The sequence below is a fragment of the Microscilla marina ATCC 23134 genome, from assembly GCF_000169175.1.
Lineage (GTDB): Bacteria > Bacteroidota > Bacteroidia > Cytophagales > Microscillaceae > Microscilla > Microscilla marina.
In genome coordinates, this window is the sequence record NZ_AAWS01000031.1 from 15,291 (window position 1) to 42,210 (window position 26,920).

15 protein-coding genes are annotated in these 26,920 nt (G+C 41.5%); 12 read left to right on the top strand and 3 right to left on the bottom strand.

Annotated features, from left to right (window positions below; genetic code table 11):
- Window positions 1-246: 246 nt before the first annotated feature.
- The 4 genes from M23134_RS23960 (at window position 247) to M23134_RS23975 (ending at window position 9,718) form a co-directional block, all read left to right on the top strand.
- Window positions 247-1,824, top strand: coding sequence for a long-chain-fatty-acid--CoA ligase (locus tag M23134_RS23960; protein WP_002700396.1), 1,578 nt, complete (start codon window positions 247-249; stop codon window positions 1,822-1,824).
- Between the two features lie 100 nt (window positions 1,825-1,924).
- Window positions 1,925-2,821 carry a TauD/TfdA dioxygenase family protein gene (locus M23134_RS23965; RefSeq protein ID WP_002700398.1) on the top strand — a complete coding sequence of 299 codons (897 nt, stop codon included), beginning with the start codon at window positions 1,925-1,927 and terminating at the stop codon, window positions 2,819-2,821.
- A gap of 8 nt (window positions 2,822-2,829) precedes the next feature.
- Window positions 2,830-3,369, top strand: coding sequence for an FcoT family thioesterase (locus M23134_RS23970; RefSeq protein ID WP_002700400.1), 540 nt, complete (start codon window positions 2,830-2,832; stop codon window positions 3,367-3,369).
- A 211-nt stretch (window positions 3,370-3,580) separates the two neighbouring features.
- Window positions 3,581-9,718, top strand: coding sequence for a non-ribosomal peptide synthetase (locus M23134_RS23975; RefSeq protein WP_002700402.1), 6,138 nt, complete (start codon window positions 3,581-3,583; stop codon window positions 9,716-9,718).
- Between the two features lie 160 nt (window positions 9,719-9,878).
- On the opposite strand, the gene M23134_RS23980 is transcribed toward M23134_RS23975, so the two are convergent.
- Complete coding sequence (locus tag M23134_RS23980; RefSeq protein ID WP_002700404.1) at window positions 9,879-10,514, bottom strand: peroxiredoxin; 636 nt, start codon at window positions 10,512-10,514, stop codon at window positions 9,879-9,881.
- A gap of 603 nt (window positions 10,515-11,117) precedes the next feature.
- Between M23134_RS23980 and M23134_RS23985 the strand changes: the two genes are divergently transcribed.
- The 4 genes from M23134_RS23985 to M23134_RS24005 all read left to right on the top strand — a co-directional run bounded on the left by M23134_RS23985 (window position 11,118) and on the right by M23134_RS24005 (window position 17,391).
- Entirely contained in the window at window positions 11,118-11,552 is a 435-nt protein-coding gene (locus tag M23134_RS23985) for an Hsp20/alpha crystallin family protein (protein WP_045114232.1), read from the top strand.
- Between the two features lie 330 nt (window positions 11,553-11,882).
- The gene (locus M23134_RS23995; RefSeq protein WP_045114233.1) at window positions 11,883-14,828 is read left to right on the top strand and encodes a tetratricopeptide repeat protein; all 2,946 of its coding nucleotides are present in this window, start codon (window positions 11,883-11,885) and stop codon (window positions 14,826-14,828) included.
- Between the two features lie 89 nt (window positions 14,829-14,917).
- Window positions 14,918-16,144 (top strand): aminotransferase class V-fold PLP-dependent enzyme, encoded by a 1,227-nt coding sequence (locus M23134_RS24000; protein ID WP_002700418.1) that lies wholly within the window; start codon window positions 14,918-14,920, stop codon window positions 16,142-16,144.
- A 245-nt stretch (window positions 16,145-16,389) separates the two neighbouring features.
- Window positions 16,390-17,391 carry a lysylphosphatidylglycerol synthase transmembrane domain-containing protein gene (locus tag M23134_RS24005; protein WP_002700420.1) on the top strand — a complete coding sequence of 334 codons (1,002 nt, stop codon included), beginning with the start codon at window positions 16,390-16,392 and terminating at the stop codon, window positions 17,389-17,391.
- A gap of 3 nt (window positions 17,392-17,394) precedes the next feature.
- On the opposite strand, the gene M23134_RS24010 is transcribed toward M23134_RS24005, so the two are convergent.
- Window positions 17,395-18,108, bottom strand: a complete 714-nt coding sequence (locus tag M23134_RS24010) for a DUF4328 domain-containing protein (RefSeq protein WP_002700421.1) — start codon at window positions 18,106-18,108, stop codon at window positions 17,395-17,397.
- Between the two features lie 368 nt (window positions 18,109-18,476).
- Here M23134_RS24010 and M23134_RS24015 point away from each other — a divergent pair, with 368 nt between their 5' ends.
- From M23134_RS24015 to M23134_RS24025, 3 genes are all read left to right on the top strand, one after another.
- Window positions 18,477-19,109 carry a carbonic anhydrase gene (locus M23134_RS24015; protein WP_002700422.1) on the top strand — a complete coding sequence of 211 codons (633 nt, stop codon included), beginning with the start codon at window positions 18,477-18,479 and terminating at the stop codon, window positions 19,107-19,109.
- Between the two features lie 178 nt (window positions 19,110-19,287).
- Window positions 19,288-20,253, top strand: coding sequence for a sodium-dependent bicarbonate transport family permease (locus tag M23134_RS24020; protein WP_002700424.1), 966 nt, complete (start codon window positions 19,288-19,290; stop codon window positions 20,251-20,253).
- A gap of 550 nt (window positions 20,254-20,803) precedes the next feature.
- On the top strand, window positions 20,804-22,129 hold the full coding sequence (locus M23134_RS24025) for a DEAD/DEAH box helicase (RefSeq protein ID WP_002700425.1): 1,326 nt from the start codon (window positions 20,804-20,806) through the stop codon (window positions 22,127-22,129).
- A 745-nt stretch (window positions 22,130-22,874) separates the two neighbouring features.
- Here the strand turns inward: M23134_RS24025 and corA are convergent.
- Window positions 22,875-23,957 carry a magnesium/cobalt transporter CorA gene (corA, locus tag M23134_RS24030; RefSeq protein WP_045114234.1) on the bottom strand — a complete coding sequence of 361 codons (1,083 nt, stop codon included), beginning with the start codon at window positions 23,955-23,957 and terminating at the stop codon, window positions 22,875-22,877.
- A gap of 639 nt (window positions 23,958-24,596) precedes the next feature.
- On the opposite strand from corA, the gene M23134_RS24035 reads away from it, so the two are divergent.
- The gene (locus tag M23134_RS24035) at window positions 24,597-26,912 is read left to right on the top strand and encodes a SpoIIE family protein phosphatase (protein WP_002700430.1); all 2,316 of its coding nucleotides are present in this window, start codon (window positions 24,597-24,599) and stop codon (window positions 26,910-26,912) included.
- Window positions 26,913-26,920: the final 8 nt, after the last annotated feature.

Sequence of the window (26,920 nt, forward strand, 5' to 3'; positions counted from 1 at the left end):
AAAAGTACAGAAAAAAATATCCCCAAAATCTTGTCAGAGCAGTTTTTTAAATTGAAATAATCAGAGTTTTTATTTTACTTTTTAATGAACTTCTGAAGAATTCTTACAGGGTAGATGACAATCCTAGGGGTTTAGTCTTAGCTTGCAGGGTCAAAGTTAAAGTAAAACAAATGCAAATAACCTTTGTAGGTACTGTCTAAAATGCAATAAATATATCTACAAACTTATTTATTATCTAAGTTATTTATGACCCCTGACTTTCAAACATTACCTGACCTGAGTGCAAAACAGGCATCCCAAATACCCAATAAAATAGCACTTATTTATGAGGATGAATTGTACACGTATGCCCAGTTGGAACAAAACGCAAACCGTGTAGCTCAAGGCTTGCTACAATTGGGTTTATCGCCCCAAACCAGAGTAGCCATTTTGGCCAAAGATAGCCTGGCTAGTTATGAGATTTTATTTGGTTGTGCCAAGTCAAAAACGGTTTTAGTAACCATCAACTGGCGATTGGTAGCCCAAGAAGTATTATTTATTCTAAACGATAGTCAAACTGAGGTGCTGTTTGTGGGTAAGGAGTTTTTACCCCTGATTGAGCAAATCAAACCTGATTTGCAAAATATAAAAACGATCATTTCTATAGAACAGCCTGATGCTTCTATGGAATATAGAGATTATACCTCCTGGAAAAACCAACATTCTAATCAGTCACCAGCGTTGGACTATCTCCCTGAGGATGTGACCGTACAGATTTATACCAGCGGGACTACTGGCTTGCCCAAAGGTGTGCAACTAGCGCACTATAGCTTTTTTAGGCTCATGAAAGGGATGCAGGCTCAAGGAGATGCCTGGATGAACCTGAATGCTCAAGATACTTTGTTGTTATCTTTGCCTATGTTTCATATTGGAGGACTCTGGTGGACTATTCAAGGAATGATTGTGGGTGGAAGAGGGGCAGTATTGAATACTTTTGTCCCCTGGCGAGCACTTGAACTCATTGAGCAATACCAAATTACGAAAGTGGCCATGGTGCCTGCCATGATCCAGTTTTGTATGGCAGAACCCACTTTTGACACTACCAATTTTTCTTCAGTACAAGGATTTTTGTACGGTGGTTCTCCCATAGCACCCACCTTGTTGCGTCAGGCAATGGATGCCTTGCAATGTGGTTTTTTCCAGATTTATGGTATGACCGAAACCGGTAATATGGCGGTGTGCTTACGCCCCGAAGACCACGATTTTTCTAATGAAACCCGTCTAAAAGCGGCTGGAAAACCCTTGCCAGGAGTAGAAGTAAAAATTACAAACTCTCAAGGTGAGTTGTTGTCTGCCCATCAAATTGGCGAAATTCACCTTAAATCCCCGTCAAGAATGATTGGCTACTGGAACCGTGACGAAGCCACTAAAAAAACTTTAGTGGATGGCTGGATAAGCACTGGTGATGTGGGTTATCAGGACGAAGAAGGGTACATTTTTGTATGCGATCGGGTCAAAGATATGATCATTTATGCTGGAGAAAACTTGTTTCCGGTCGAGATAGAAGCAGCCCTGAGCGAGCACGAAGGCATAGAAGAAGTGGCGGTGATTGGTATCCCCAGTGAACAGTGGGGAGAAATACCTAAAGCTTTTATAGTACAAAAGCCAGGTTATTCGCTTAAGAAGAAAGTGATTCTCTCTTTTGCCAAAGAACGAATGGCTGATTTTAAAGTACCTAGGTCGGTAGAGTTTGTAGACAAACTACCAAGAAACCCCAGCGGAAAGGTCTTAAAGAGAGTTTTGCGTGAGCCTTACTGGAATACAATGGGGAGGCAAGTGAATTAATTGAAAGGCTTCAGAAGGTGCAATCCTTTCAGAAGTACAAAGAAACCTATTTGACAATTGTTATATCACAAACCGTTTTACATCATTAACTATTCTAACAATGTTAACTACCACTCCATTCAAAATTGAAGATGCTGCCGAAGGACAAATCGGGGGTATTATTAGTGGCATAGATGTCACTAAACTAACCCATGATGCGCCCGAGCTTGAAGAAATTCGCCAGGCGATTTATCGCAACAAGTTAATCGTAATTAAGGGGCAAAATATGGGTGATAACCCCGCCGAATATGTAGAGTTTACCCGCAAACTAGGCACGCCTCAAGTCTATTTTCAGGAAAACTACCACCATCCTGATTTTCCCGAAGTTTTTGTGTCTTCTAATATCAATAAAGAAGGAGAAAAAGTAGGCGTAGCAGGTACTGGTAAGTATTGGCACACCGACTGTCAGTTTGAGCAAAAACCATTGTCGTTTACTTCTATCACGCCGGTAGTGATTCCAAATACCGTGCGCGCCACTTATTATATAGACATGCACAAAGTGTATGAAAATCTGCCAGCCGACCTTAAGGCATTGGTCGAAGGGGCAACAATGATTCATGGCGGTAACAACCGTTACAAAGTACAGCCTTGCGATATTGACAAGTCTATCCAGCAGTTGATTGATTACATGAACGAGATTGTGCCACCAGTAGAGCACCCTGCTGTCATCGAGCACCCGGTTAATGGAGATAAAATCTTGTATATGAGCAGTGGCTTCACAATGAAGATTAAAGGGCTCACTTATGAAGAAAACGAAAAGGCTATGAAAGCTTTGTTTGATTTTATTGAGCAAGAAAAACACATTCATACCCACTCGTGGGATGCGGGCGATTTGATTATTTGGGACAATCGTTATTTGTTACACATGTCTTCCAGCATTCCGGCTGGCGAAAAAAGCAAAAGTTACCGCATTGGTATCTATGACAATCATCCTTTTTATGTTGGACTTGAAAAATAATGATCCCAATGCAAAATTTAGAAATTACGAACATCAGGCAAAACAACTTGCGTACACGCATTGAAGACGGCTTTGTTGAAAAAGTGATGAAGCCCTATCGAGCCAATACTGCTTATTTACAATCGGCGGAGTTTGTGCAGCAACCAGGCCAAGGGCTGGCAGGACTGACAATGGAAGGGGTTTTCAACATTCCTGAGTCTTGCTATATTGACGATACTGGGCACTTTAACGCTGTAGAATATAATATTTGCTACAACCAATTGGGGTATGTTTTTTTGGGGCATTGCATCAAAAATGGACTAATCCCTGACTTGGCTTCCTATGATGAAGATACTTTTTTTGAGAAGCAATTGTCTAACATCTTAATTGTGAAGATTGCTTCTAACTATAAAAAGCCCATCAACCCCAAGAAGTTTTATGGAACTTATGGGGTCAAATCTACCACCTATAAATCCAAGTGCATTTTCCTGAGTACTTATTGTAATTTTTATGATGATAATGAAGGTAAATCGCAAGGGGAGGTAATGCTGGCGATTTTACACCCATAAGCGAACAAATTCCACAATTTATGGTAGTAAAAAGATTTCTTGACAGCTCAGGCACTGTCAGGAAGTCTTTTTAATTTGTCGGTAATAACCATTGCTTGGTTTTTCTTTTCTGAGAAAACCAATCAGCGGAAAAATTGCATCCATACTACGAATTCAATTATTAGCCCTACATACACACCCTTTATAAAAAAAGCATATTCACATATCATTTATGATAGTTTCAAATATTTTAGCTGAAATCCGCCAAGCTACTGAGGCAGACATTCGTCCATTGCTGACTGAATTTATCAGAGAGTCGCTGGTTGATTTTTTAGAATTAGACGACATAGAAGAGGTCATTCCAAGTCAATCCTTTGCTGACTTAGGCACTGATTCAATGCAAGCCACCGAGTTTAAGTTGTTTTTAGAAAAACAGTTGGACTGTAAACTCAAAACTACTGTGTTGCTTGACTACCCTACTACTGATCTATTGGTCGAGTTTTTGGCAACAGAGGTGTTAGAGGTGGAGCAAGAAACAGTGGCAACCGCAAGCGATGAAAACCCCGATCAAGCCGATTTGCTGGCAATTGTAGCCTTGACTGGTACTTACCCTGGTGCAGATAATATAGAAGCACTTTGGGACAATGTAGTAAGCGGTAAGCGAATGGTATTTGAGGAGGTGCCAGGTGCCAACGGTTATGGTTATGGACGTATCAATTCTCCTAAAAGTGAGGATGTGCTTGAATTCTTAAAATTTAGTAAGAGAGAATACGCCCAGCTGAATCGTCAGGAAAAAATAGCTTATCAAACCATTACCAATGGGTTGAAAGGCGCAGGGATGGGGCTTAAAGATTTGACCGGACGCACTACAGGAGTGTATATGGGGGTGTCGGACTACAGAGATGAAGACCAAGAGCATTTGCCTAGCGATGTTCCCTTGCCCAATAAGGTGGCGTTTCATCTAAACTTGCTCGGTCCTAGCCATGTCACCAATGCTTTTTGCTCAAGTGTATATGTAGCCTTGCACCAAGCCCTGGTAGCAATTGAGCGAGGCGAGTGTGAGCAAGCTTTGGTGGGAGGATTTAACACCATCGCCGAAAAAGAATTTAAACGATTAGCGAATCATGAGTTTTGCAAGTTTTTTCTGAGCAAAGACAATTGCGTTCGTAGTTTTGGCGATCATGCCACTGGATTTGCTCGCAGTGAAGGAGCGGGTATTTTATTGATTAAACCTTTGAAACAAGCCCTCAAAGACAAAAATGAAGTACATGCAGTCATAAGAGGGAGTGCGGTATATCACGGAGGGCGAGGTTTTAATTTTAATGCGCCCAATGCCCGTGGGATTAAAAAAGCCGTTTGGGAAAGCTTGAAAAAAGCGGGATTATCTGCTGATGATATAGATTATATAGAAGCCCACGGCATTGGCAACTCTATGGCTGATGTAGCCGAAATAGGTGCCATAGAAGATGCTTATGTGGCGGCAAGTGAAAAAAACGATAAAACCTGGCAAACTAGTAGTATTAAGCCTACGACTGGGCACCCTGAGTATGCCGCTGGGTTTGCTTCTTTGATTAAAGCGGTGCAAGCCATACGTCACCAAACTATTCCCGGTATTCCGGGGTTGGAAGCTGTCAATCCTGAAATTACTGAAGATTCCCGCTTGGTTTTACAGCGTGAACACAAGCCTTGGAAGCGTCAGGCAAGCCCAAGAAGAGTAGCCCTGTGCAGCTATGCTATAGGAGGGGTAAATGCCCAAATTATATTAGAAGAGTATCGCCCCGATGCTTTGCCAAAAAGTGGCAAAAAAAGCACTAACAACTTAGCAATCAACAATGTATTGGCAAGTCAATCCTCTACGCCTACTCAGGAAACATCTGCTCCAATGATAGATTTGGTAAAGGAAGTGTTGGACTTGGATATGAACAAGCTTGACTTACACCAACCCATTATGAACTATGGGTTTGACTCTATCAAAGTGATGCAGTTGGTGCGCCGTGCCAACGAAAAACTAGGCACCAAAATAAAGATGGGGCAAGTCATGCGGGTGAACACCTTCCAAGAGTTTTTGGAGCTGTATCAACCCAAGTTACAGCTTGACCAAGCACAACCTGTTGAGCAAACCCCTATCGTATTTACAGATTTGGTAAAAGAAATACTTGGCTTGGACGTACGCGAAATTGATCCCAACGATTCTATCCTGAGCTATGGGTTTGACTCTATCAAAGTGATGCAGTTGGTGCGCCGTGCCAACGAAAAACTAGGTACCCGAGTGAAAATGGGGCAGGTAATGCGGGTAAATACTTTTCAGGAGTTTTTGAGCTTATTTGAGCAAAATAGGGGTGTTCAAAATACGGTTGCCCAAGTAGCTCTTCCTGATCAATTGCCTGACTTGAGCCTGGAAGGAAAAACTTACCCTATTTCAGAAATGCAAAAAGGGATGTGGTTTATCCAAAAAATGGAGGCTGACTCTACCCGACTCAATGTGCCTATTTACTTTCATTGCCAAGAAAAGGTGGATACAGCTACTTTGTGGGCTGCTTTTGAAGCATTGCTAGAGAACAATCCCATCTTACGCACCTCGTTTAGACTCAACAATGCTGGAGACATTACCCACACGATTCACCCCACCCGCGATTGCCTCAACTTAGAACTCATGACCCTGGAAGAAGGGCAAGACTTATTGACTTTGGGCAAGTCGTTGCTTCGACATCCTTTTGAGTTGGACAAACCTCCTTTGGTCAGGTTGTTTTTGATGACCAACCCCCACACCGGAGAACATCATGTGTTATTCATTGTCCACCACATTGTGATAGATGGTATGTCAGGGGTATGGCTCATGCAAGAATACTGGAAGGCATACTACCAGATTAAAAAAGGGGACAAAGTAGACACCAGTAACCCCGATACTGCCTATTTTGATTTTGTGAAGTGGGAACAAAAATATGTAGAGAGTCAAGAGGGTTTACAAGATAGACAGTGGTGGGTAAACCAATTGCAAAATATGCCCAAAGGCATCAACCTACCCTATGATGAGGTAAAGCCTCACGAAGATGCCATAGGTTCGGGTTGTGAAAAGTTTTATATCCGGGGAACACAACTTGAGCAATTGAAACAACTGGCAGCTGATCGCCGAGTCAACTTCTCTACAATGTTGCTGGCTATTTTTAAGGTATTTATCCATAAAATAAGCCAACAAGACAATCTAGCAGTGATTACCCCAGTACAAGGGCGTCCCTCAGAAAACTACGAGGACAGCATGGGCTGTTATATTAATATCATTGTAACCAATACCCAAGTAGCTCCCCATCAGCCGTTTCAAAACTACCTTGAGCAAGTGCGAGACAAATTTATTGATGGGCTAGATTATTTGTTTTATCCTTTTGCCAAAGTGGTAGAAGGCCTAGGGCTTAACCTAAGCCGCCGGGTAGAAGAGGCCAGGCTTAACCCTTTGTCTATTTCTTATACTTATCAAAATATATTTGATGGTTGGTTGGCTTTAGAAGATGAAATACAAAAAATTGAGCCCAATTATGACATCTTTCAGGAAGCAGGTGACAACTATGGCTTGGAAGTATACGATTGGAGAGATCATTTACAGCTCAACTTCAAATACAAAAAGAGCCTTTTTTATGCAGCAACCATTCAACATCACTTACAGTATTTTGGACAATTGCTCAACGAAATTATTAGTCAGCCCGCGCAATTAATCGGGAAGTTTCCAGCATTGCCCACAAGGGTGAGAAATGTGGAGTACCCTGTGTTGCCTGATACCAGTGCCGATTATCCCAAGGATGAATGTATTCATAATTTGTTTAAAGCAAATGTGGAGAAAAATCCGGAGCAACTTGCCGTGGTTGGGGCAGATGGGCAACTCACCTACCAAGAACTAGATGCACTAAGTGGTCAATTAGCCCATCAATTGGTGACCGCAGGTGCTACTCCCGACTCCTTGGTAGGCGTATGCTTACCCCGTTCGCTAGACATGATAGTGGCTGTCATGGGAATTATAAAGGCAGGAGCGGCTTATGTACCACTAGATGCCGCCCACCCAGACGAGCGTCTGAATTACATGCTGGAAAATGCAGACTTGAAGTTATTGGTGACTTGTAGCCACCTAGAGGAACGCCTGAAACAAGTAGCTGCTGTGCAGAATAGTCAGCTGTTTTTTACCGATCGTTTAGAAAAAGGTACGGGTACATCCGTTGAACATGCACATCAGGTAGTAGCTGCAGATGGTTTGGCATACATGATCTATACGTCTGGATCTACCGGAAAACCCAAAGGGGTAATGGTGACACACCAAGGAGTGATCAACCATAGTTTTTCTACCATTCGTCAATTTGGTTTTACCCCCGAAGATAGACTTCTTCAGTTTGCCAGCATTAGTTTTGACGTATTTGCCGAAGATGTATTTCCTACATTGATTGCCGGAGCTACCTTGGTAATGATGGAGGACGAAAAATTTATTGACCCGATGTATGTAAAGCAGACGATGCAACTACATAAGGTGACATTGGTAAACTTCCCCACAGCTTATTGGCATACGCTTTCCTCGATGAGTTTTCAGGATACCACCTTGCGCACCGTGTTGATTGGGGGAGAACAGGCTGAAATGGAGCATTATAAACAATGGCGGGAAAACAACCCTAATTTGCCGGTAATGAATACCTACGGCCCCACCGAGACCACTATTTCGGTGGCGTATTATCCTATGACCGAAGCTACCACCAAGTTGCCCAACATTCCGATTGGACAACCTTATCAAAATACTCAGTTGTATGTGTTGAACGAACAGCTTGAGCAATTGCCCGTGGGCGAAATAGGGGAGTTGTACATTGCCGGAGATGGAGTGACACGAGGCTATTGGAAAAATGAGGCATTGACTCAAGAGAAATTTGTTGATAATCCGTTTAACCCTGGTACACGCTTGTACAAATCGGGCGACAAAGCCCAATGGAATGCTGAAGGACAGCTAGTGTGCTTGGGCAGGGTAGATCAGCAGGTAAAAATTAGAGGGTTTCGTGTTGAGTTGGGCGAAATAGAACAGGTGTTGAGTGCCCACCCTTTAGTACTTCAGGCAGTAGTAGTAGCTCAAAAAATCAATCAAAACCAACAGCTAAAGGCATTTGTTACTTTCAAAGTGCAGGTAAAAGCGGAGGCGTTAAGTGTGCATCTCAAGGAGCGTTTGCCCGAATATATGATTCCGGCGAACTTTGAGTTGGTAGATAAGTTTCCGCTGACAGTCAATGGTAAAGTAGACCGAAAAAAGCTGAGTGAAACCAAAAATATTTTGGCAAATAGCGCTACTACTCAGGTAGCTTCAGAGGGCACACTTGACGAAGTAGCCCAAGAGCTTATAGCGCTATGGCAGAGTAAGTTAGGAGTGGCTCAGGTAGGAGTAGACGACAACTTTTTTGAAATAGGAGGACATTCGTTACTGGGGGTACAGTTGGTGCATTTAATGAACCAACGTTGGAAGGGGAGCAACCTTCAAGTGCTTGATCTTATGAAAAACCCGACCATTCGCGGGGTAGTCCAAAAAATTAGGGAAAGTGGCGTGCTTGATACAACTACGGCAGCCCAAAAAAATAACCGAGGCAACAGCCCTTACTTGATTACTTTGCGCCCTAGTATTCCTACTTTTATAGTGCCCGGAATGCCTGGCTTGAGTGATAGCTACCTAGAGTTAGCCGAGAGTTTAGCGACCGATGGACCCGTATATGGTTTGCAAATGAAAGGCTTTGTTCAAGGAGAGGCTGCCCAAACGGTGCAAGAAATGGCATCCCATAATATTGAGTGTATTCGGCAAATTCACCCACAGGGTAAAATTAATTTGTATGCCCATAGTTATGGTGGTACTGTGCTGTATGAAATGCTCCGCCAACTGCAAGAGACCGCTTTAGAAGTCAACAACATTGTATTGATGGACTGTGGACTGTTACCCAGCCAGGAAGAAAAGAGTCAAGTGCCATTAAGCAAAGAGATGGTGAGCAGGTTTTGTAAGGTAATGCTAAGCAATGCTGGAATCAACGATTCAACTGTTTTGACCCAGGTAGATGCTATATTAGAAAACAATCTATCAGAAAGCTGGAAGTCTAAAATGGTTGCCTTGTTTGTGCAGTTGAAAGTAGGAGGGGATGCGGCATTTTTAACCAAAATGTGGGAAGTGGTAGAAACCTCCTTAGCAGTAGATTATGCCTATGATGCCCCTAAATGGGACTATGTGATCAAATTTGTGATTGCAGAAGAAAGTGTAGCCTGGCTCGATGCAAATACTTGGGACGATTACTATAAGAATGTAGAGGTAATCAAGGCTCAAGGCGGGCACCACACAATGTTGAATAAAGAAAATTGCTTGAGTTGGTTGTAGTCGTTAGAGCAACGCCTCAACTGTAAGAAGTGATTTCAGGGTGTTACGCTTTGTGGGTAGCACCTTTTTTATACTTATGTGTATCAAAGAAAAAGGCTGGCTTCCTGAATGAAGAGCCAGCCTCTTAAAAAAAACTTGGGTTACAATGTTACACCATCGCCTACTTGTTAGGCTGCGGCGTAGTGCGCAAATAAGACTTGATGACTGTGTGCCCTTTCGGGAATCGTTCTGGAATATCTTCAGTTGCAATAGCAGGCGATACCACCACATCTTCGCCGTCTCGCCAGTTGGCAGGAGTTGCCACGCTGTGGTTGGCAGTCAACTGTAGCGAATCTATCACTCGGATAATCTCGTCGAAATTTCTTCCTGTAGACGCCGGATAAGTCAATGTAAGTTTTATCTTTTTGTCTGGACCAATGATAAAAACCGACCTTACCGTCAAGTTGGTCAAAGCATTGGGGTGCAACATGTCATACATCGTAGCAATACTCTTGTCAGGGTCAGCCACTATCGGATAGTCGACATTGGTATTTTGGGTTTCGTTGATGTCATTAATCCAGCTTTTGTGCGAGTCCAGCGGGTCAACACTCAACGCTAGAGTTTTTACGTTGCGTGCCTCAAACTTATCGCGGTATTTGGCCACCGTGCCTAGCTCGGTAGTACATACTGGAGTAAAATCGGCGGGGTGCGAGAAAAACACCACCCAGTTATCCCCCATCCATTCATGAAAATTAATTTCTCCTTCTGTAGTCTGCGCCGTAAAGTTGGGCGCTTCGTCACCTAATCTAAGTGCCATAGTTATTATTTAATAAAGTGTTATAATTTGATTGTTTCAATAGTAATACAACATTAGCTTTAGCTTACAGTTGCAGGCGATGCGTTGAATAGTCAACAACTTACTTTTACCTTTTGCACCAATACTACATTGATGCTCTCCGCTAATGGCTTACTACTTATTATCTACAAATATAAACACCTCATATTAGCATCCAACCGAAACCTTAAAAACCTTCGAAGTGACAATATGGAAGCGTAAAAAATCTGTTGTATGACAATAAGTCTTGCTTTTGAGTGCGTTAAAATTTATTTGCAGACAAAATGGCGTGAAAAACGTTTTTTTTGGCATTGGTATTCAGTTTGATCCATGGCTAACCGATTTTGATTTAGAAATTTTTACGCAACAATATTTTAAAACTTAGGAATGGTGAAAAAATAAATTACCGATTTTGAGGTAGGGATTTTATTCTGAGACGAGGCACTTTTTGCAGGCGTAGCCATAGCTACGGCTAAAAAAAGTAACGAAGTATCAGGGTGAAAGAGCACCTCCAAACTGAAAACTTACAGCCCCGAACTTGATTCGGGGGTTATTTTTTTTCCGTTCCTTAAAACAAAAAAAATTATGTCACTAGTAAAATTTTATACGAAACCATTGTACAGTCACGCTTATAATCACTTTTTTAACCGCGACATCAACAAAGTAGTGGGCACCGATACTGTAAAAAACAGTCCATTGGTTAACATCAGCGAACTCAACGGAGACTATCTGATAGAGGTAGCCGCCCCAGGTTTGACTAAAGAAGACCTGAAGGTAGATATAGACAAGCAATTGCTTACTGTAAAAGCAGCAGTAGCCAAAGAAACCAATGCCGAAGATACCGCGAAATATACGCGTAAAGAGTTTGGGTATGGTTCGTTCAAAAGAAGTTTTACCTTGCCCGAAAGTGTAGACACACAAAAAGTAAATGCCAAATACGAAAACGGAATTTTGAACATTCACTTGCCCCAAAAAGAAGAGGCCAAGCCCAAGCCAGCCCGTGAAATAAATATTGGGTAAAGTGAAAGCTTATTACTAACTATTATTATTCATAACATCGAAGCCTTTGTGTTGTTGACACAAGGGCTTTTTTTATTGCCCCCTGGCCAAATGACAGGTTGCATAAGTAAGATGCGTACCCATAGGAACAAATCGCCCATTTTTTGGTTATTAATAGTACTGCAGCCCAACAAAAGCAAACTGTATAGTAGGTAGTTTGCCAGGTTTATATGCTTGTTGTTCAAGTGTCTAAGGCCTTACTACTTGATGGGTAAATGATGCAAAAATAAAAATATTTAGAATTTCAAGTCAAATTGATTAACTTGAAACCAACCAATTTTCAATCATTGAATGAGTATATTTAGACTATGTATTGTTGTACACATGCTTTTATGGGCACTGCCTTGTGGGTGGGCGCAAAATAGTCTAAAAGTTGATTCTTTGCAGAAAGCACTCAAGAAAAATATTTCTCAAAAAGAAAGGGTCAATACTTATAACCTGATTGCCTACCAATACCGCAGCGCTGACTCTACCTTGGTGGCTTATTACACCAACGAAGCCATTCAGTTGGCAGAGAAAATACCTTACCCTGAGGGCATAGCCGATGCCTATTATCACTTAGGGTGGATTAGTATGCAAAAAGGCCATTATGAGGCCGCTGCTCAACTTTATAAGCAAGGCTTGAAAATAGCGCGCACCAACAATTATTACAAGGGAATAGGAGATGCCTACAATGGTTTAGGGGGAGTGTATTTCTATCAGGGAAACTATGCGCAAACGTTGCAATGGTTTCAGAAATCGCTGGATGCCAAGACAAAGGTAGGAGATAAAAAAGGAATGGCAGCTACCTACAACAACATGGGAGAAATTTATCGCCGGAAAGGTAAGTACCCTAAAGCGCTGGAGTTTTTGGGTAAGTCTTATGAGATGAACAGCCAAATAGGAGAAAAAAGGGGGATGGCGCTGGCCCTAAACAATACAGGAGAAGTACATCAACAACAAGGGAATTACCCCACTGCTTTAGAGTTTTTTCAGAGGTCGTTGAGAATCAGCCTCCAAACCGAAAACCAACGAATAATGGCGCTCAACTACAACAACATTGGGTTGATTTATCGTAGCAGAGGAAACGACAGCAAGGCACTGGAGTTTTTTGAAAAAGCCCTGAGAATAAATACCCATACGGGAGACAAAAGAGCCATTGCCGGCAATTATAACAACAAAGGGTTGATCTTTCAATACGAAGGCAAGTATGACAAAGCGCTTCATTTTTTTGAAAAAGCACTGAAAGTAAACCGACAAATAGGGCACCAAAGCGGCGTGGCTAATGGTTTTCTGTACTTGGGCAGGCTTGCCCTAAAGCAACAGCAACCCGAAAAAGCACAAAAATATTTTGAAAAGGCGCTTGCCTTACAACAACAAATAGGGCAACAGGGAAGGTCAGCGGAAGTATGGATAGACCTGGGCGTTGGTCATTATATAGCGCAAGAATATGCTCAGGCAGAGGCTTGTTTGACAAAAGGGGTAGCATTGGCTACTCAACTGGGCAACCCACGCATTGTAAAAGATGGGGCAGAGTACCTTGCCAAAACTTACGAAGCAACTCAAAAACCTTGGCTTGCCTACAAAAACCTGGTGCTGTTTAAGAAAATGACCGACAGCTTGTTTAACTCTGACAATATAAAAAAAATGGCGCAGCTGGAGTACAAGCACACGCTGGAAAAAAGAGCCGACTCGCTACAAATGGCACAAGCCCAAAAACAAAAGCTGGCACAAGCTGCCCAGGAAAAAACACAGATGTTTTATAACTTTACTTTTGGCGGGTTACTGGCTACATTGATCATTGGTTTTTTAGTGTTTTATTACAACAAACAACGCAGTAATAACCAAAAGCTAAGTGAGGCAAATCAGGCGGTCAAACAACAACAAGAGGAGCTGCAAACTCAACACAACTACTTAGAGCAAGCCTATCAGAGCATCCAGTTGCTCACCGATATAGGGCAAGAAATTACTGCTTCGCTCGATCTTGACGAGGTGCTTACTGCTATCTATCGTCATATCAATGAATTAATGGATGTGACCAACTTTGGCATTGGGTTGTATGAGCCTCACAACGACCGCATTATTTTTAAACTGACCATTGTACACGGCAAGCGTAACCAACGCTACCCAGTGAACACTACCAACAAAAACCAGTTGGTAGTATGGTGTGTAGAAAACAGCCAACCAATAAAGATGGGGAATGTGCTGCAGGAGTACCAAAAGTATATAGCAGACATTGATACAGAAAAAGACCGTTTGCAAAACTACCTGATGGTAGAATTGCCCCAGTCGGTCATGTATATTCCTTTGATTATACAACAAAAAACTATAGGAGTCATTGCAGTACACAGTTATAACAAAAATGCCTATAGTGATTATCATCTCGACTTACTCAAAAACTTGTCTCTCTACGTAGCCATTGCTGTAGACAATGCCCAGGTATACCAACAACTCGACCGAAAAAACCACGATATAATGGAGAGCATAAGGTATGCACAAAGAATACAACAAGCTACTTTGCCACTTGACAGTGTAATGCAAAAATACCTGCCTGAACATTTTGTTTTATTTCGCCCTTGCAATGTGGTGTCAGGCGATTTTTATTGGTGCGAAAAAGATAGAAACCGGGTTTTTCTGGTAGCAGCTGACTGTACCGGACACGGGGTGCCAGGTGCCTTTATGACTATGTTGGGGGTGCAGGCTTTGAGCCACATTATTGTACAAAGTAAAATACATACCCCCGATTTGATCTTGTTTTGTTTGGATGGTATACTGAGGCAAATACTTAAGAGCGAAAATACGATGTTGCGCGAAGGAATGGATATGTCTTTGTGTGTCATCGACCAGGAAAAGCAAATACTGTATTTTGCCGGAGCCAAAAACCCTTTGATAGTAGTACAGAATGGCGAAATAAACGAAATAAAAGGAGACGTGTACAGCATCAATGGGCATCGACAAGACAATGATGGCATTGAGTTTACCACCCACGCCATCGATATATCTGTCCCTACTACTTTTTATATGTATTCAGATGGTTTTCAGAGTCAGTTTGGAGGAGAAGAGGGCAAAAAGTTTATGAAAAAACGCTTTCGCGAATTGTTGCTTGAGACTTCTGCTTATGCTATGCCCGAACAAAAACGTGTGTTGAACCGTGCCCTCAACGAATGGATGCAAGTATCTGCTCCGGGCGGACCTGGTAATCACGAACAAATTGACGATATTCTGGTAATAGGGGTAAGGGCTGATGTAGAGGCATAATGTGATACAACATCACTTTTTTGGTAAACAGCCAAAAATAGCTTACCTATGCCCAAAGTGCCAAACAAAAACATAGTCTGCCATACACCATGATAAATATCCAAAAGGTACGCGCCGATTTTCCCTTGATTAGTCAGGGAGCACAAAAAAAAGTACCACTGGCTTACCTCGACAATGCTGCCACCACCCAAAAACCTGTGTCAGTAATCAACAGTATCAATACGTTTTATGAGACAGGCAATGCCAATATTCACCGGGGCATTTATGACCTTGCCCAACAAGCCACCCAAAACTACGAAATTGCCCGAACCAAAGTAAAAAACTTGCTCCATGCTGCAAATGCTCACGAGGTAGTTTTTACCCGTGGTACTACCGAAAGTATAAACCTGGTGATGCAGGCTTTTTTGGCACCTCGGCTACGGCCAAACGACGAGGTGGTAGTGTCGGCAATGGAGCATCACTCAAACCTGGTACCCTGGCAAGTACTGTGTAAGCAGTGCGGGGCACGCTTACGCATTGCACCCATCAACGATAAGGGAGAGGTATTGCTGGACGAATATGCCCAAATGCTGACCGAAAAAACTAAAATGGTGGCGTTGGTGCATATTTCCAATACCTTGGGCACTGTAAACCCTATAGATGAAATGACCGCTTTGGCAAAAAAACAGCAAATACCAGTGTTGATTGATGGGGCACAAAGTGTGTCGCATCGAGCGATCAATGTACAAGCGTTGAACTGTGATTTTTTTGTGTTTTCGGGGCATAAAATGTACGCCCCCACTGGCATAGGGGTGTTGTATGGCAAGGCTGTGCATCTTGAGGCCATGTTGCCTTACCAATATGGGGGCGAAATGATTCAAACAGTAACTTATGAACAAAGTACTTTCAATCGAATTCCTCAGAAATTTGAAGCAGGCACCCCCAATATTGCCGGAGCCATTGCGCTGGGTGTTGCTATAGACTATATTCAAACTTTGGGTTTACCTAATATAGATGCACACCTGAAGCAATTGCTGGAGTATGCTACCCAAAAACTCAGCGCAATCGATGGTGTAAAAATCGTAGGGACTGCTTCGGAAAAAAGTAGTATTATTTCTTTTTTGCTCGATGAGGTACATCCTCACGACATAGGCACTATTTTGAACGAGTCGGGGGTGGCCATTCGTGCCGGACACCATTGTACTATGCCATTGATGCGTCGCTTGGGCGTGCCAGGTACAGCAAGGGCATCTTTTGGGGTATATAACACTTTGGCTGAGGTAGATCAATTGGTAGAAGCCCTTCTAAAGGTACAGAAAATCTTTAAAAGCCTGTGAGTACGCCAATACTCCGCAGTGATTTTAGTCAAAGTTGTTTGCTGGTTCTCAGTTATTTACGAATTTAAAAACTATTTAATTGGGTGTTTGGGTGTAAAACCGACACACTTTTAAAAATAAATTGAGTAAGCAATCTTAATATAAAATACTGGTTTACAGCATTTAACAAGGTAAACATTTACTCGAATCAGCTATCGACTAAATACTATGGACTATTGTACGCTAAATCTCCAATTATTTGCCGAATGAAAAAAACACTCTTCAATATTTTCTTCCTGGTGTTAGGGGTTGCCTTGCTTTGGTTGGCATTTAAGGAGCAAAACTTTACACTGATTGCCCAAGAGCTGCGCAAGGTAAACTATAGCTGGAGCATACCAGTGTTGGGGGTGTCGTTATTGGGGCAGGCGAGCCGGGCAATGCGTTGGAAATTGCTGCTTGATCCGCTCAAAATAGACCAAAACAAGCCTGTATCGGTGGTGAATGTATGGTGGGCGCTTATGTTTGGTTACTTTGTTAATCTGGGCGTGCCTCGTTTGGGCGAGGTGTCGAGGTGTGTGGCAGTACGGCGCAGCGAAAATATTGGGTTCGAAGCCACCGTGGGTACAGTAGTGGCGGAGCGTGCTATAGATGTTTTTTGTTTGTTTCTATTGGTTGTATTCACTTTTTTTTTCCAGTTCGACATTGCCGCAGATTTTCTTCGGCAATATATTTTTGCTCCGCTTGAACAGTCATTGCGACAAAAACAAAATGTGCTATACATATTAGCAGCCGCCGGGGGGTGTTTTTTACTTTTATTGGGGCTGTTGTGGCGGGTGCTTATTAAGCGGCGCTGGTTTTTGAAAATACGCAAGTTTATGGTAGAAGTGCTCAAAGGTTTGATGAGTATTCGCTATATGCGTCGTCCCTGGGCGTTTTTGGGGCACACCCTATTTATTTGGTTTTGTTACTTTCTGATGACCTATTGCTGGTTTTTTTCTATGCCTGCCACCCAATCATTGGGTATCCAGGGAGGCTTGTTTTTGTTGGTATTGGGTAGTATAGGCAAGTCGGTGCCCATACAAGGTGGGGGCATGGGTGCCTACCACTTTCTGGTGACCAAAGGTTTGAGTTTATCTCCTTTCTTGATTGCTGCCACCCCAGCACTCACCTTGGCCACTGTCATCCATCTTACCCAAGTGCTGTTTTCTTTGTTGGTAGGTGCCATTGCTGCAGTAGTAGTACTCTACCAAAACCGCTGGCAACGTTAGTTTTTACGCTTGATCTTGTTGTTGGGCTTCCAATGCTTTGATACGTTGCATCGCTTTTTTTTCAAATCTCCTTATTTGGGTAATAAATGCCAACAAAGTAATATCTAGGGTTGTTGAAAGTATGAATATATTATTGATCATAACTGGTATAATAAAGAGGGCGCCAAAACCAAACTGGTATTTTATGCCAAACATAGGTGGTACACAAGCAGCAGTTAATATGATGACATACAACACCCATGTAACTCCCCAAACTACTACTAAAGTACTACTACGAGGTATGTAATCCACTTTTTCCTTTGCTAATCCTATGTGTTGGGTTTTTACCCAAATTTCCTGCATAACTCGATAAGGGACAAAAAAGTTAACTCCCAATATAAAAAAAGAGAAAGTAGCCCACTTTGGCGAATATTTAGTGCTTATCCCCTGCGTACGCAGGTTTTTGTAGATGCGATAAATCCATAGCGTTATTAAAACTGCCAGGTGCATTGTAAAAAACAAGGAAAACATAATCCCTTCATCAGAGTACTTCTTTTCTATCTCTTTAGTATCTGGTGTGATCGCTATTTCGCTACTAAAGCCAAAATAACTAACTACTAGAAGAGACCAAGCCATCAGGATAATTACCAGTACCTTAAAGGCAGATGACAACCATAAGGCGAATAGTAGGTAGCCAGACAGCAACCGGGTTTTGAGCAAACGTCTTTTCTTTGTCATAGTTCTATTGTTTTAAATTAGGCATATTAAAAAAGTACCTACAATATTATATACCTATTTCAGGTAATAGTGATGGATAAAAAAAAGTGTTTTGGATAAAAAACAGTAGATAATACCAAGCGAAAGGGGGTAATTTGGCTAAATTATTCGGTGTTGAACAGGTGAGAGAGTAATAAAATCAATAATGATAGTTTTACTTTTAAAGCAAAAAGCAATATACTTGCACCGCAATAATTTTACTCTCAATTTTGAAGGTTTCCCTTTGAGTGACTAATTTTTAGAGAAAAAAAATGCTATATATGAACTATAGTCTTTCATGACAGAGTGTTTATAGTCAATTTTCACAAAAATTTAAACCATCTCACAATATGGCGAATACCTTTAATGAATTATTGAAAGGAAACGAAATTTGGGTAAAAAGTACGACAGAGTCTACTCCCGATTTGTTCGACAGTATGGCAGAGGGGCAACACCCCCAGTTTTTATGGATTGGTTGTGCAGATAGCCGCGTCCCTGCCGAAGAGATTACTAACTCACTGCCAGGGTCTATTTTTGTACAACGCAATGTGGCAAATATGGTAGTGCATACAGACTATAATTTACTAAGCGTGGTAAACTATGCAGTAAAAGCACTTCACGTAAAACACATTATTATTTGTGGGCATTACGGATGTGGAGGAGTAAAAGCAGCCATGAGCAATGATTCTTATGGTTTGTTGGATAATTGGATTGTACACATTAAAAATGTATACCAAATACACCAACAAGAGCTTGAAGCCATCGAAGACTTGGTAGAACGGGAACATCGCTTTATTGAACTGAATGTAAAAGAGCAAGTCAATAATGTATCAAAGCTCTCTTTTATACAAGAGGAGTGGAAACAAGGGGAGTTTCCTTACATTCATGGCTGGGTGTTTAATATAGAAAATGGCAAGCTTCAAAACTTAAACCATACTGTAAACACAACCGACCATTTAGATCCGGTCTTTAAATATAAATAGTGATTTTTTTACTATTCTTACAAAGCCATGGGCTAAACAAAAACAGGCAATTTCATAAGTAATTTACCTTACAAGTGAGATTGCCTGTTTTTGCGGGTAACACTGGGTTTTACAAAGATGATCGCATGACGGAAACTGATTAATTGTTCATATATTTTATAACTAAAAAGTTAATTCAATGGATCTTAGCTTGCTGATTGACAATTTGACTAATCCAGCACTTTTGTTTTTCTTTCTTGGAATTATAGCAGTAAAACTAAAGAGTGACCTGGAGATTCCGGCAAACTCGTCTAAATTTATCTCCTTGTACCTGCTGTTTTCTATTGGTTTCAAGGGAGGGCAAGAGCTGTCGCATAGTCCGCTCAATGGCGAAATACTCTTTTCTTTACTCTTTGGGGTGTTACTGGCACTGGTAGTGCCCATTTACTCATTCTTTATTTTGCGTAAGCGCATAGGCGTAGACAATGCTGGAGCTATAGCAGCTGCTTATGGTTCGGTAAGTGCCGTTACTTTTGTTACGGCCATTTCATTTCTCGAAACCCAAGGCATGGAGTTTGGTGGACAAATGGTGGCTGTAATGGCATTGATGGAAGCGCCTTCTATTATTATTGGGGTATTGCTCATGCGTTTGTTTCGCAAGCGTAACAGCGATAACGAAACCTCCTTTAAACAAGTATTGCGACACGCAGTTACCAACGGCAGTGTATTGCTCATTATAGGTAGTTTGATCATTGGATTTTTGGCAAGCGAAAAGCAGGCAGAGGGTATCAAGCCTTTTACTACCGATATTTTCAAGGGTTTTCTTGCGGTATTTTTGTTAGATATGGGAATCACCAGTGGTAAAAAACTTTCTTCTTTTTTAGACCAAGGTTGGTTGCCACTATTATTTGCATTGATTATGCCTATTTTCAACGGGTGCACAGTAGCCATTGTAAGTAAGGTAGTGACCCAAAGCCACGGTAACCAGTTTTTATTTGCTATTTTAGCAGCCAGTGCTTCTTATATAGCGGTACCTGCGGCCATGAAGTTAGCTGCTCCTAAAGCCAATCCGGGGTTGTATATACCCATGGCGCTGGCCATTACTTTCCCGCTGAATATTACGCTGGGAATGCCACTTTACCTGAGTATTATCCAGGCATTTTAGTGGTCATAAAGCATTTTTCAGAATTCAAAAGGTGTACATTTAATTAAATGTGCACCTTTTGTTATTGGGTCTCAAACAAGCAACGAATGCGGTTTTAGAGCTTGTTTAAAGCGGTCGTTTATAGGAGATTTTATGATGAGTTTTTAGATTAGATGCGTCAAACCGAGCTTTAGCGAGCTCTGTTTCACCTTTGAAAATTAGCATTTAAACTAATTTTGAAGAACCGATGGCTAGAGCTATGCTCTGCCGAGCTCTGCGAAGCTAAATAGCAGCGCTATTGCTGATAACCGAACCTGTAGCTTTGCTACGGTGAGCTCTGCTTTAGCTAAATTAACTTTGTTGAGCTCACCACAGCGCAGCTGTAGGTTCGGTTTGACAATATATAATCAGGAAAGGCACGTAAAAGCTCACAGTCCCGAACTTGATTCGGGGACCTGATTAATGATTTTTAAACAAGCTCTTATGGCTCAATCAGCGAAAAGTTATTCTTTGCCTGTTAGTTACCATATATATTGGTTAATTTTGCAAACTTTTGACAACCCCACTTCCTATGATTATGGCAACTTTTGAAGACTTTAAGTTAAATAAACAAATACTTCAGGCAATCACCGATTCAGGTTATGAAAATCCCACCCCTATTCAGGAGAAAGCCATCCCCTTGGTGCTTGCCGGGCACGATGTAATGGGAGTAGCCCAGACTGGTACAGGTAAAACAGCTGCTTTTGTGCTGCCTATACTTATGAGAATAAAATATGCCCAGGGCATGCATCCTCGTGCCTTGATTTTGGCACCCACCCGTGAGCTGGCAATTCAGATAGAGAAAGCAGTAGAAACTTATAGCCAACATACTGACATTAGGTTTACCTGTGTATATGGAGGGTTGGGACCCAAAACCCAAATAGAAACTATTCAGGCGGGAGTAGACATTGTCATTGCCACTCCAGGGCGCCTGCTCGACTTATATAGCCGCGAAGAGTTGGTACTGAAGGACATCAATACCCTGGTAATGGATGAGGCAGATAAAATGATGGATATGGGTTTTATGCCGCAGATCAATCGTATACTTGAGATTATACCTGTAAAGCGCCAAAATCTGCTTTTTTCGGCTACTATGCCCGAAAAGGTACAAAAGCTTTCAGAAGATTTTCTTGAGTTCCCCGAATTTGTAGAGGTAACCCCCCAGGCTACCACCGCCGAAACTGTAGAACAGGTATTGTTCGAAACGCCCAATATCAAAACTAAAATTAATTTACTGTACCACTTTCTTGCCGACGAGGAGACTTTCAAGCGAGTAATGATTTTTACCCGTACCCGCAAAAATGCTGATTCGGTATATAAGTTTCTTGCCCGCAAGTTTTCAGAAGATCAGGTAAGGGTCATTCACGCCAACAAAGGGCAAAATACCCGCATTAACTCAATGAACGCCTTCAAAAGTGGTGATATTCGTATTTTGGTGGGTACCGATGTAGTGGCACGGGGCATTGATGTTACCCTGGTGAGCCACGTGATTAACTTTGACATTCCATTGATTTACGAAGATTATGTACACCGCATTGGGCGCACCGGACGCGCTATGCAGTCGGGCAAAGCCATTAGTTTTATTACTGAGGCAGATGTGTACCATATGAAAAAAATCGAGCAAATTATACGCCTGCAAGTGCCAGTGGAACCTATTCCGGCAGCCGTAGAAATTCCCAAAACGCCCTTCGACGAAGCACAAGTGATTGCCAGAGAAATAGATCGGCAAAAACGCAAAGAAGACCCTGACTATAAAGGGGCATTTCACGATAAAAAGAAAAAAACGAAAGATTTTCCTAAAAAAGATAACGCAAAGAACAAAGGGGGCAAACGCAACTCGCGCAAGAAACGAAAATAGGAGAGAGGGCAAAGGCAAGACATTCACCTATGGTTTTATACAGTTTATCGAATAGATCAACGCATTGACCGATATTTTTCAACCCTTTATCTAATTGTAGTAGCCAATCAAGAAGTGAACCCCTATATTTGTTTCGTAAGAAATGATTAGAGGATAATCTTTAGGGCTGGTTGATAAAGATTATTAGTCAACTCAATCTTTCTTTCCATAGCTGGTTGAAAGATCTTGGAGGGCAAAGCTGGCAACGCCGCTTCCTCCAGGCATCTTTTTTTTTATGCCTTTCCTTATTTTATACTCCACATATTGTCTATTCTTTCTTGCCTCAAAAATAGGTCGCTCATTGTCATAAAAGTCTATAACTCCAGGCTACGAGATGTACAACATTTAGACAACGGTCTTTACACTTTGTCGCTACTTACATCATCACAAAATAGCCCAGAAAATTAAAAGATGTGACTAGTGCATTAGGGATTAAATAAGTTGCGTATTAATTTGGATGAATTTTGTTTTCTGACGAGTCGTGAAAATGGCGGATAGCCATAGCTATCTAACTTTTTTACGAGGAAGTCAGGGGGCAAAAGTCGCCAAATAATATGTGAGTAACTTAGTCCCTGATGCACTAGTCAATTATTGCCCAACCTAACATTGGTCTAATCGTGCTATAGAAGGGAGGGGGATATTATGGTGAAGACGCCGTGAATGACCAAAGGCGAGACCAGGGCAGGTTGTTTGTAAAGCAGGAGAGTTACAACCAACGCTTGCGTCGAAAATAGTAGAATAAAATACTGGCTGTACTAATCATTACTATCCAAATAATGTAATAACCATATTTGGTATGTACTTCGGGCATTTCGTCAAAATTCATCCCATACACCCCCACAATAAAAGTAAGCGGCATAAATATGGTAGAAAAAATCGTCAACACCTTCATTACATCATTGGTTTTGTTGCTCAACATTGATAAGTAAGTGTCTAACAAATTGCTGTTCATGTCTACCAGAGAGTCGGTATTGTCAATTACCTGAATGGTGTGGTCGTATAAGTCTCTGATATATAGGTGAACAGATTTTAGAAACTTTCCGGCGTCGTCTTCTTCTCTGATGATGTTGTTGATAATTTCGCGCACTGGGCGGGTGTTTTTTCTTACAAAAGTGAGTTGCCGCTTAAACTTGTGCAAGGCCTTGGTAGGGTCACCGGCTGACTCGTGGATAATCTTGTCTTCAAGTTGCTCAAGCTCTTCTGAGACCCCTTCTACTACTACCATGTAGTTGTCAATAATAGCATCCATCAATAGGTAAAACAAGTAGGCAGAGTCAGAGTTTCGGACTTTGCCATTGGGCTTTTTTCGGAGGCGCTCTCTGATATTTTCAAATGCATCGCCCTCTATGTCTTCTTGAAAAGACAATACATAGTTTTTGCCCAAAATGAGGCTTACTTGTTCTACTTCTACTTTTTTGATGGCTTTTTTATACGTTAACATTTTCATTACCACAAAAATGTTGTCTTCGTAAAACTCAACTTTTGGGCGCTGGTGAGTATTGACTATGTCTTCCATAAGCAGAGGGTGCAAGTTAAAATACATGCCCAGTGTTTTTACTATGCGCACATCGTGAATTCCGTCTATATTGAGCCAGGTTACACTTTCTTTTTCTTTATAATCATAACAGTTCCTTACGTCGCTTATCACCTTTTCTTCAAACACCTCAACTCCATCGTAGTCTATAACGGTAATGTCAACCTTGCTCGATTTGGCGGCACCCACGTAGGTAAGCGTGCCTGGTGCCTGCCCTGCAATGGCTTGTTGATTCTTCAATCTGTTGGTCTTCATAATTATAAATACTTGTTTTGATATAAGTAGCAGCAAGTAATTAGCCATAAGTAAGGATAACTCTTGATCTCACATTTCCTGTGAAGGTCTTACCGAAGGGTGACCTGAGCAATGCTTACCCTAAAAACAGCAAACCACTTGGGTAAGGTGTTTAGGGTGTTGGTTTCGTTTCACTAAGACCAATGCTGGGTAACGTTTTTTTAGAGGTGAACTTGTGACGATCTTTACCCTACTCATTAGGTATATTTGATTCTGCCTTGGTACTTAGTTTATTAAACCCAAACTCAGAATAGTGCATAGCAAGGTCAAATATATTGTAAGTAGTATCAAATATAAAAAAATGCGCCAATATTTGAGGGCTTTCATTGCGGGCATTTTGGGCAAATTGGTTAAAAAAATCCTAAACTAGTTGTAGAGACTGCGTGCTTAAGCCTGTTTTTCGTATATTTAATTTTTAAGATGGAATCAGGGAGAGTAGTCACAGGCAAAATTGATGGTTAATTGATCATTATTCTAAGCTTCTTTAGTTAGGAACATGTTCCTTAATAAATGCTCAGGATGATGTGTTGTAGGACGTTTTAACAAAAAACAAGTTGTCTCTATCGCATTTGTGAATGATTTTTGGTAAGCAAATAAATTATGTTGAAGTATATAGGGCTCATTATTTCTATTTGTTTTTGGTGGGGAGGGGCATCGGTTCAAGCCCAAAAGCGGGTACAGAAAGTAAAAGCGTTTACTGTAGAAGAAAAACAAAAGCTACAGGGAGAGTGGTTGTATCATAAGGGAGACAATCCGGTGTGGGCAAAACCAGGGTATGACGACAAAAACTGGCAAAACCTTGACCCTCGTTTGTGGCTTAAGCGTATCAAAAAAGGTACCTTTGAAGGCATTGGTTGGTTCAGAATTCACTTAGATATAGAGGAGTCTTTGCGGGGCAAAACCGTTGCTTTGTTGATGCACCAACGGGGCGCTTCTGAAGTATACCTCAATGGTAAACTGGTGCATAAATACGGGGTAGTGAGCATCAACACTGATACTGAAGTAAAGTATAACCCCTTTGGCGAGCCCGTAAAAATGCGTTTGGGTACCCAGGCAAGGCAAGTATTAGCAGTGAGGTACTCTAGTTCGAACGCGCTCAGGCTACACCGCAACCTCAACCGGTGGGCACGAACTGCGGGTTTTCATTTGTACATTGCCCCACTCGACCAAAGCATCAAAGATGTGATAGATGCCAGGGTGTTTGATGCCTTGATAAGCATAGGACGCTCAGGAATCTTGTTTGCTTTAGGTTTACTGCACTTATTTATCTTTATTTTTTACCCTGTACAGCGTGCCAACCTGTATTATGCCTTGGCCACCCTTGACTTTGCTTTTACTTTTTATATAAGCTATTTGCACCAGCATACCCATAGTGTAGATAATATCATTTGGCTCAACATTACTTCTTACCTTTTATCTATTACTATTCCCTTATTTTTTCTTAAGTTTCTGTACACCTTGTTTAACAACAAAGTACCTCGGCATTCATTTATGTTTCTGGTGTTTGCCTTGGTCAATGCAGCCGTCATGTTTTTTGCTTGGTCGGCTACAGTGTTGTGGGTATATCAATTGATTTGTGGCATTGAAGCATTGAGAGTCACCATAGTGGCAATACGTCGTAAAAAAAAGGGGGCAAAAATAATTTTTGCCGGGGTAGTAGGGCTTATTATTTTTACCCCGTTGGGCACACTGGCATTTTTGTTTCCTGCCATTGGGCAACTAATCTCGTCAAATATTATTGCGTTGATGGTAAACTTTGGAATTTTAAGTGTCACAGGTACTGTATCTATTTACCTGGCCCGCGATATTGCCAAAACCTCTGTTAACCTACGCAATCAACTGGACGTGGTACAGGAGTTATCGGCAAAGAACATAGCGCAAGAACGCGAAAAACAGGAAATACTAGAACAACAAAAAGAAAAACTTGAGCAGTTGGTACAAGCACGCACCAGCGAGCTGGAAGAACAAGCTACTTTAGTAAAAGAACAAAATGCTGAGTTAACCAACATTAACGAAGAAATAGCTGCCCAACGCGATGTGCTTCAGGGCAGAACTGAAGAATTGGTAGTGGCTTACAAGCATATTACTGATAGTGTACAATACGCACAACGGATTCAAAATGCTATTCTGGGTAATCCGGAGCAAATTATTTCTAATTTTGACGAGGCTTTTATATTTTTGAAACCTAAAGACATTGTTTCGGGCGATTTTTATTGGTATACCACCACCAGAAAGCGTACCGCTGCAATGATTAACGATGACCAATCTATCATACCCGCAGCAGTATCTTTGTCAACCATTAAAATTTTGATTGCAGCTGATTGTACCGGACACGGAGTGCCAGGTGCCTTTATGACTGTGATGGGAAATAGCTTGCTTGATGATATTATAAACTCTAGCCATACTACTATGCCCGATCAAATATTGAAAGAACTTGACAGGCGAATAATTAAAAGCTTGAGTACCAAAGGAGAAGCAAAAGTAGGAGGGAGAGCAGGACAAGTAAATGATGGGATGGATATGTCGGTAATTATGCTGGACGAAACTCAAAACAAGCTTTATTTTGCCGGCGCCAAAAACCCTTTGTATTTTATCAGAAATGGGGTACTCGAAAACATCAAAGGGTCAGTATACCCTATAGGGAGTGAACAATATAATAAAGAAAAGAGTTTTGAACTACACACCATTGATACACAAAAAGGAGATGTGTTTTACATGTTTTCTGATGGCTTTCAAGATCAGTTTGGCGGTCCCGAAGGGCGAAAGTATATGCGTAAAAACTTCCGCAACTTTTTATTAAGCATTAGTCACTTGCCTATGACAGAACAACAGGAAAAGGTGACCCAGGAGTTTGATCAATGGTGTAACAAACAATCCCAAACCGACGATGTATTATTGATGGGTTTTAAAGTTTGAAGCGATTT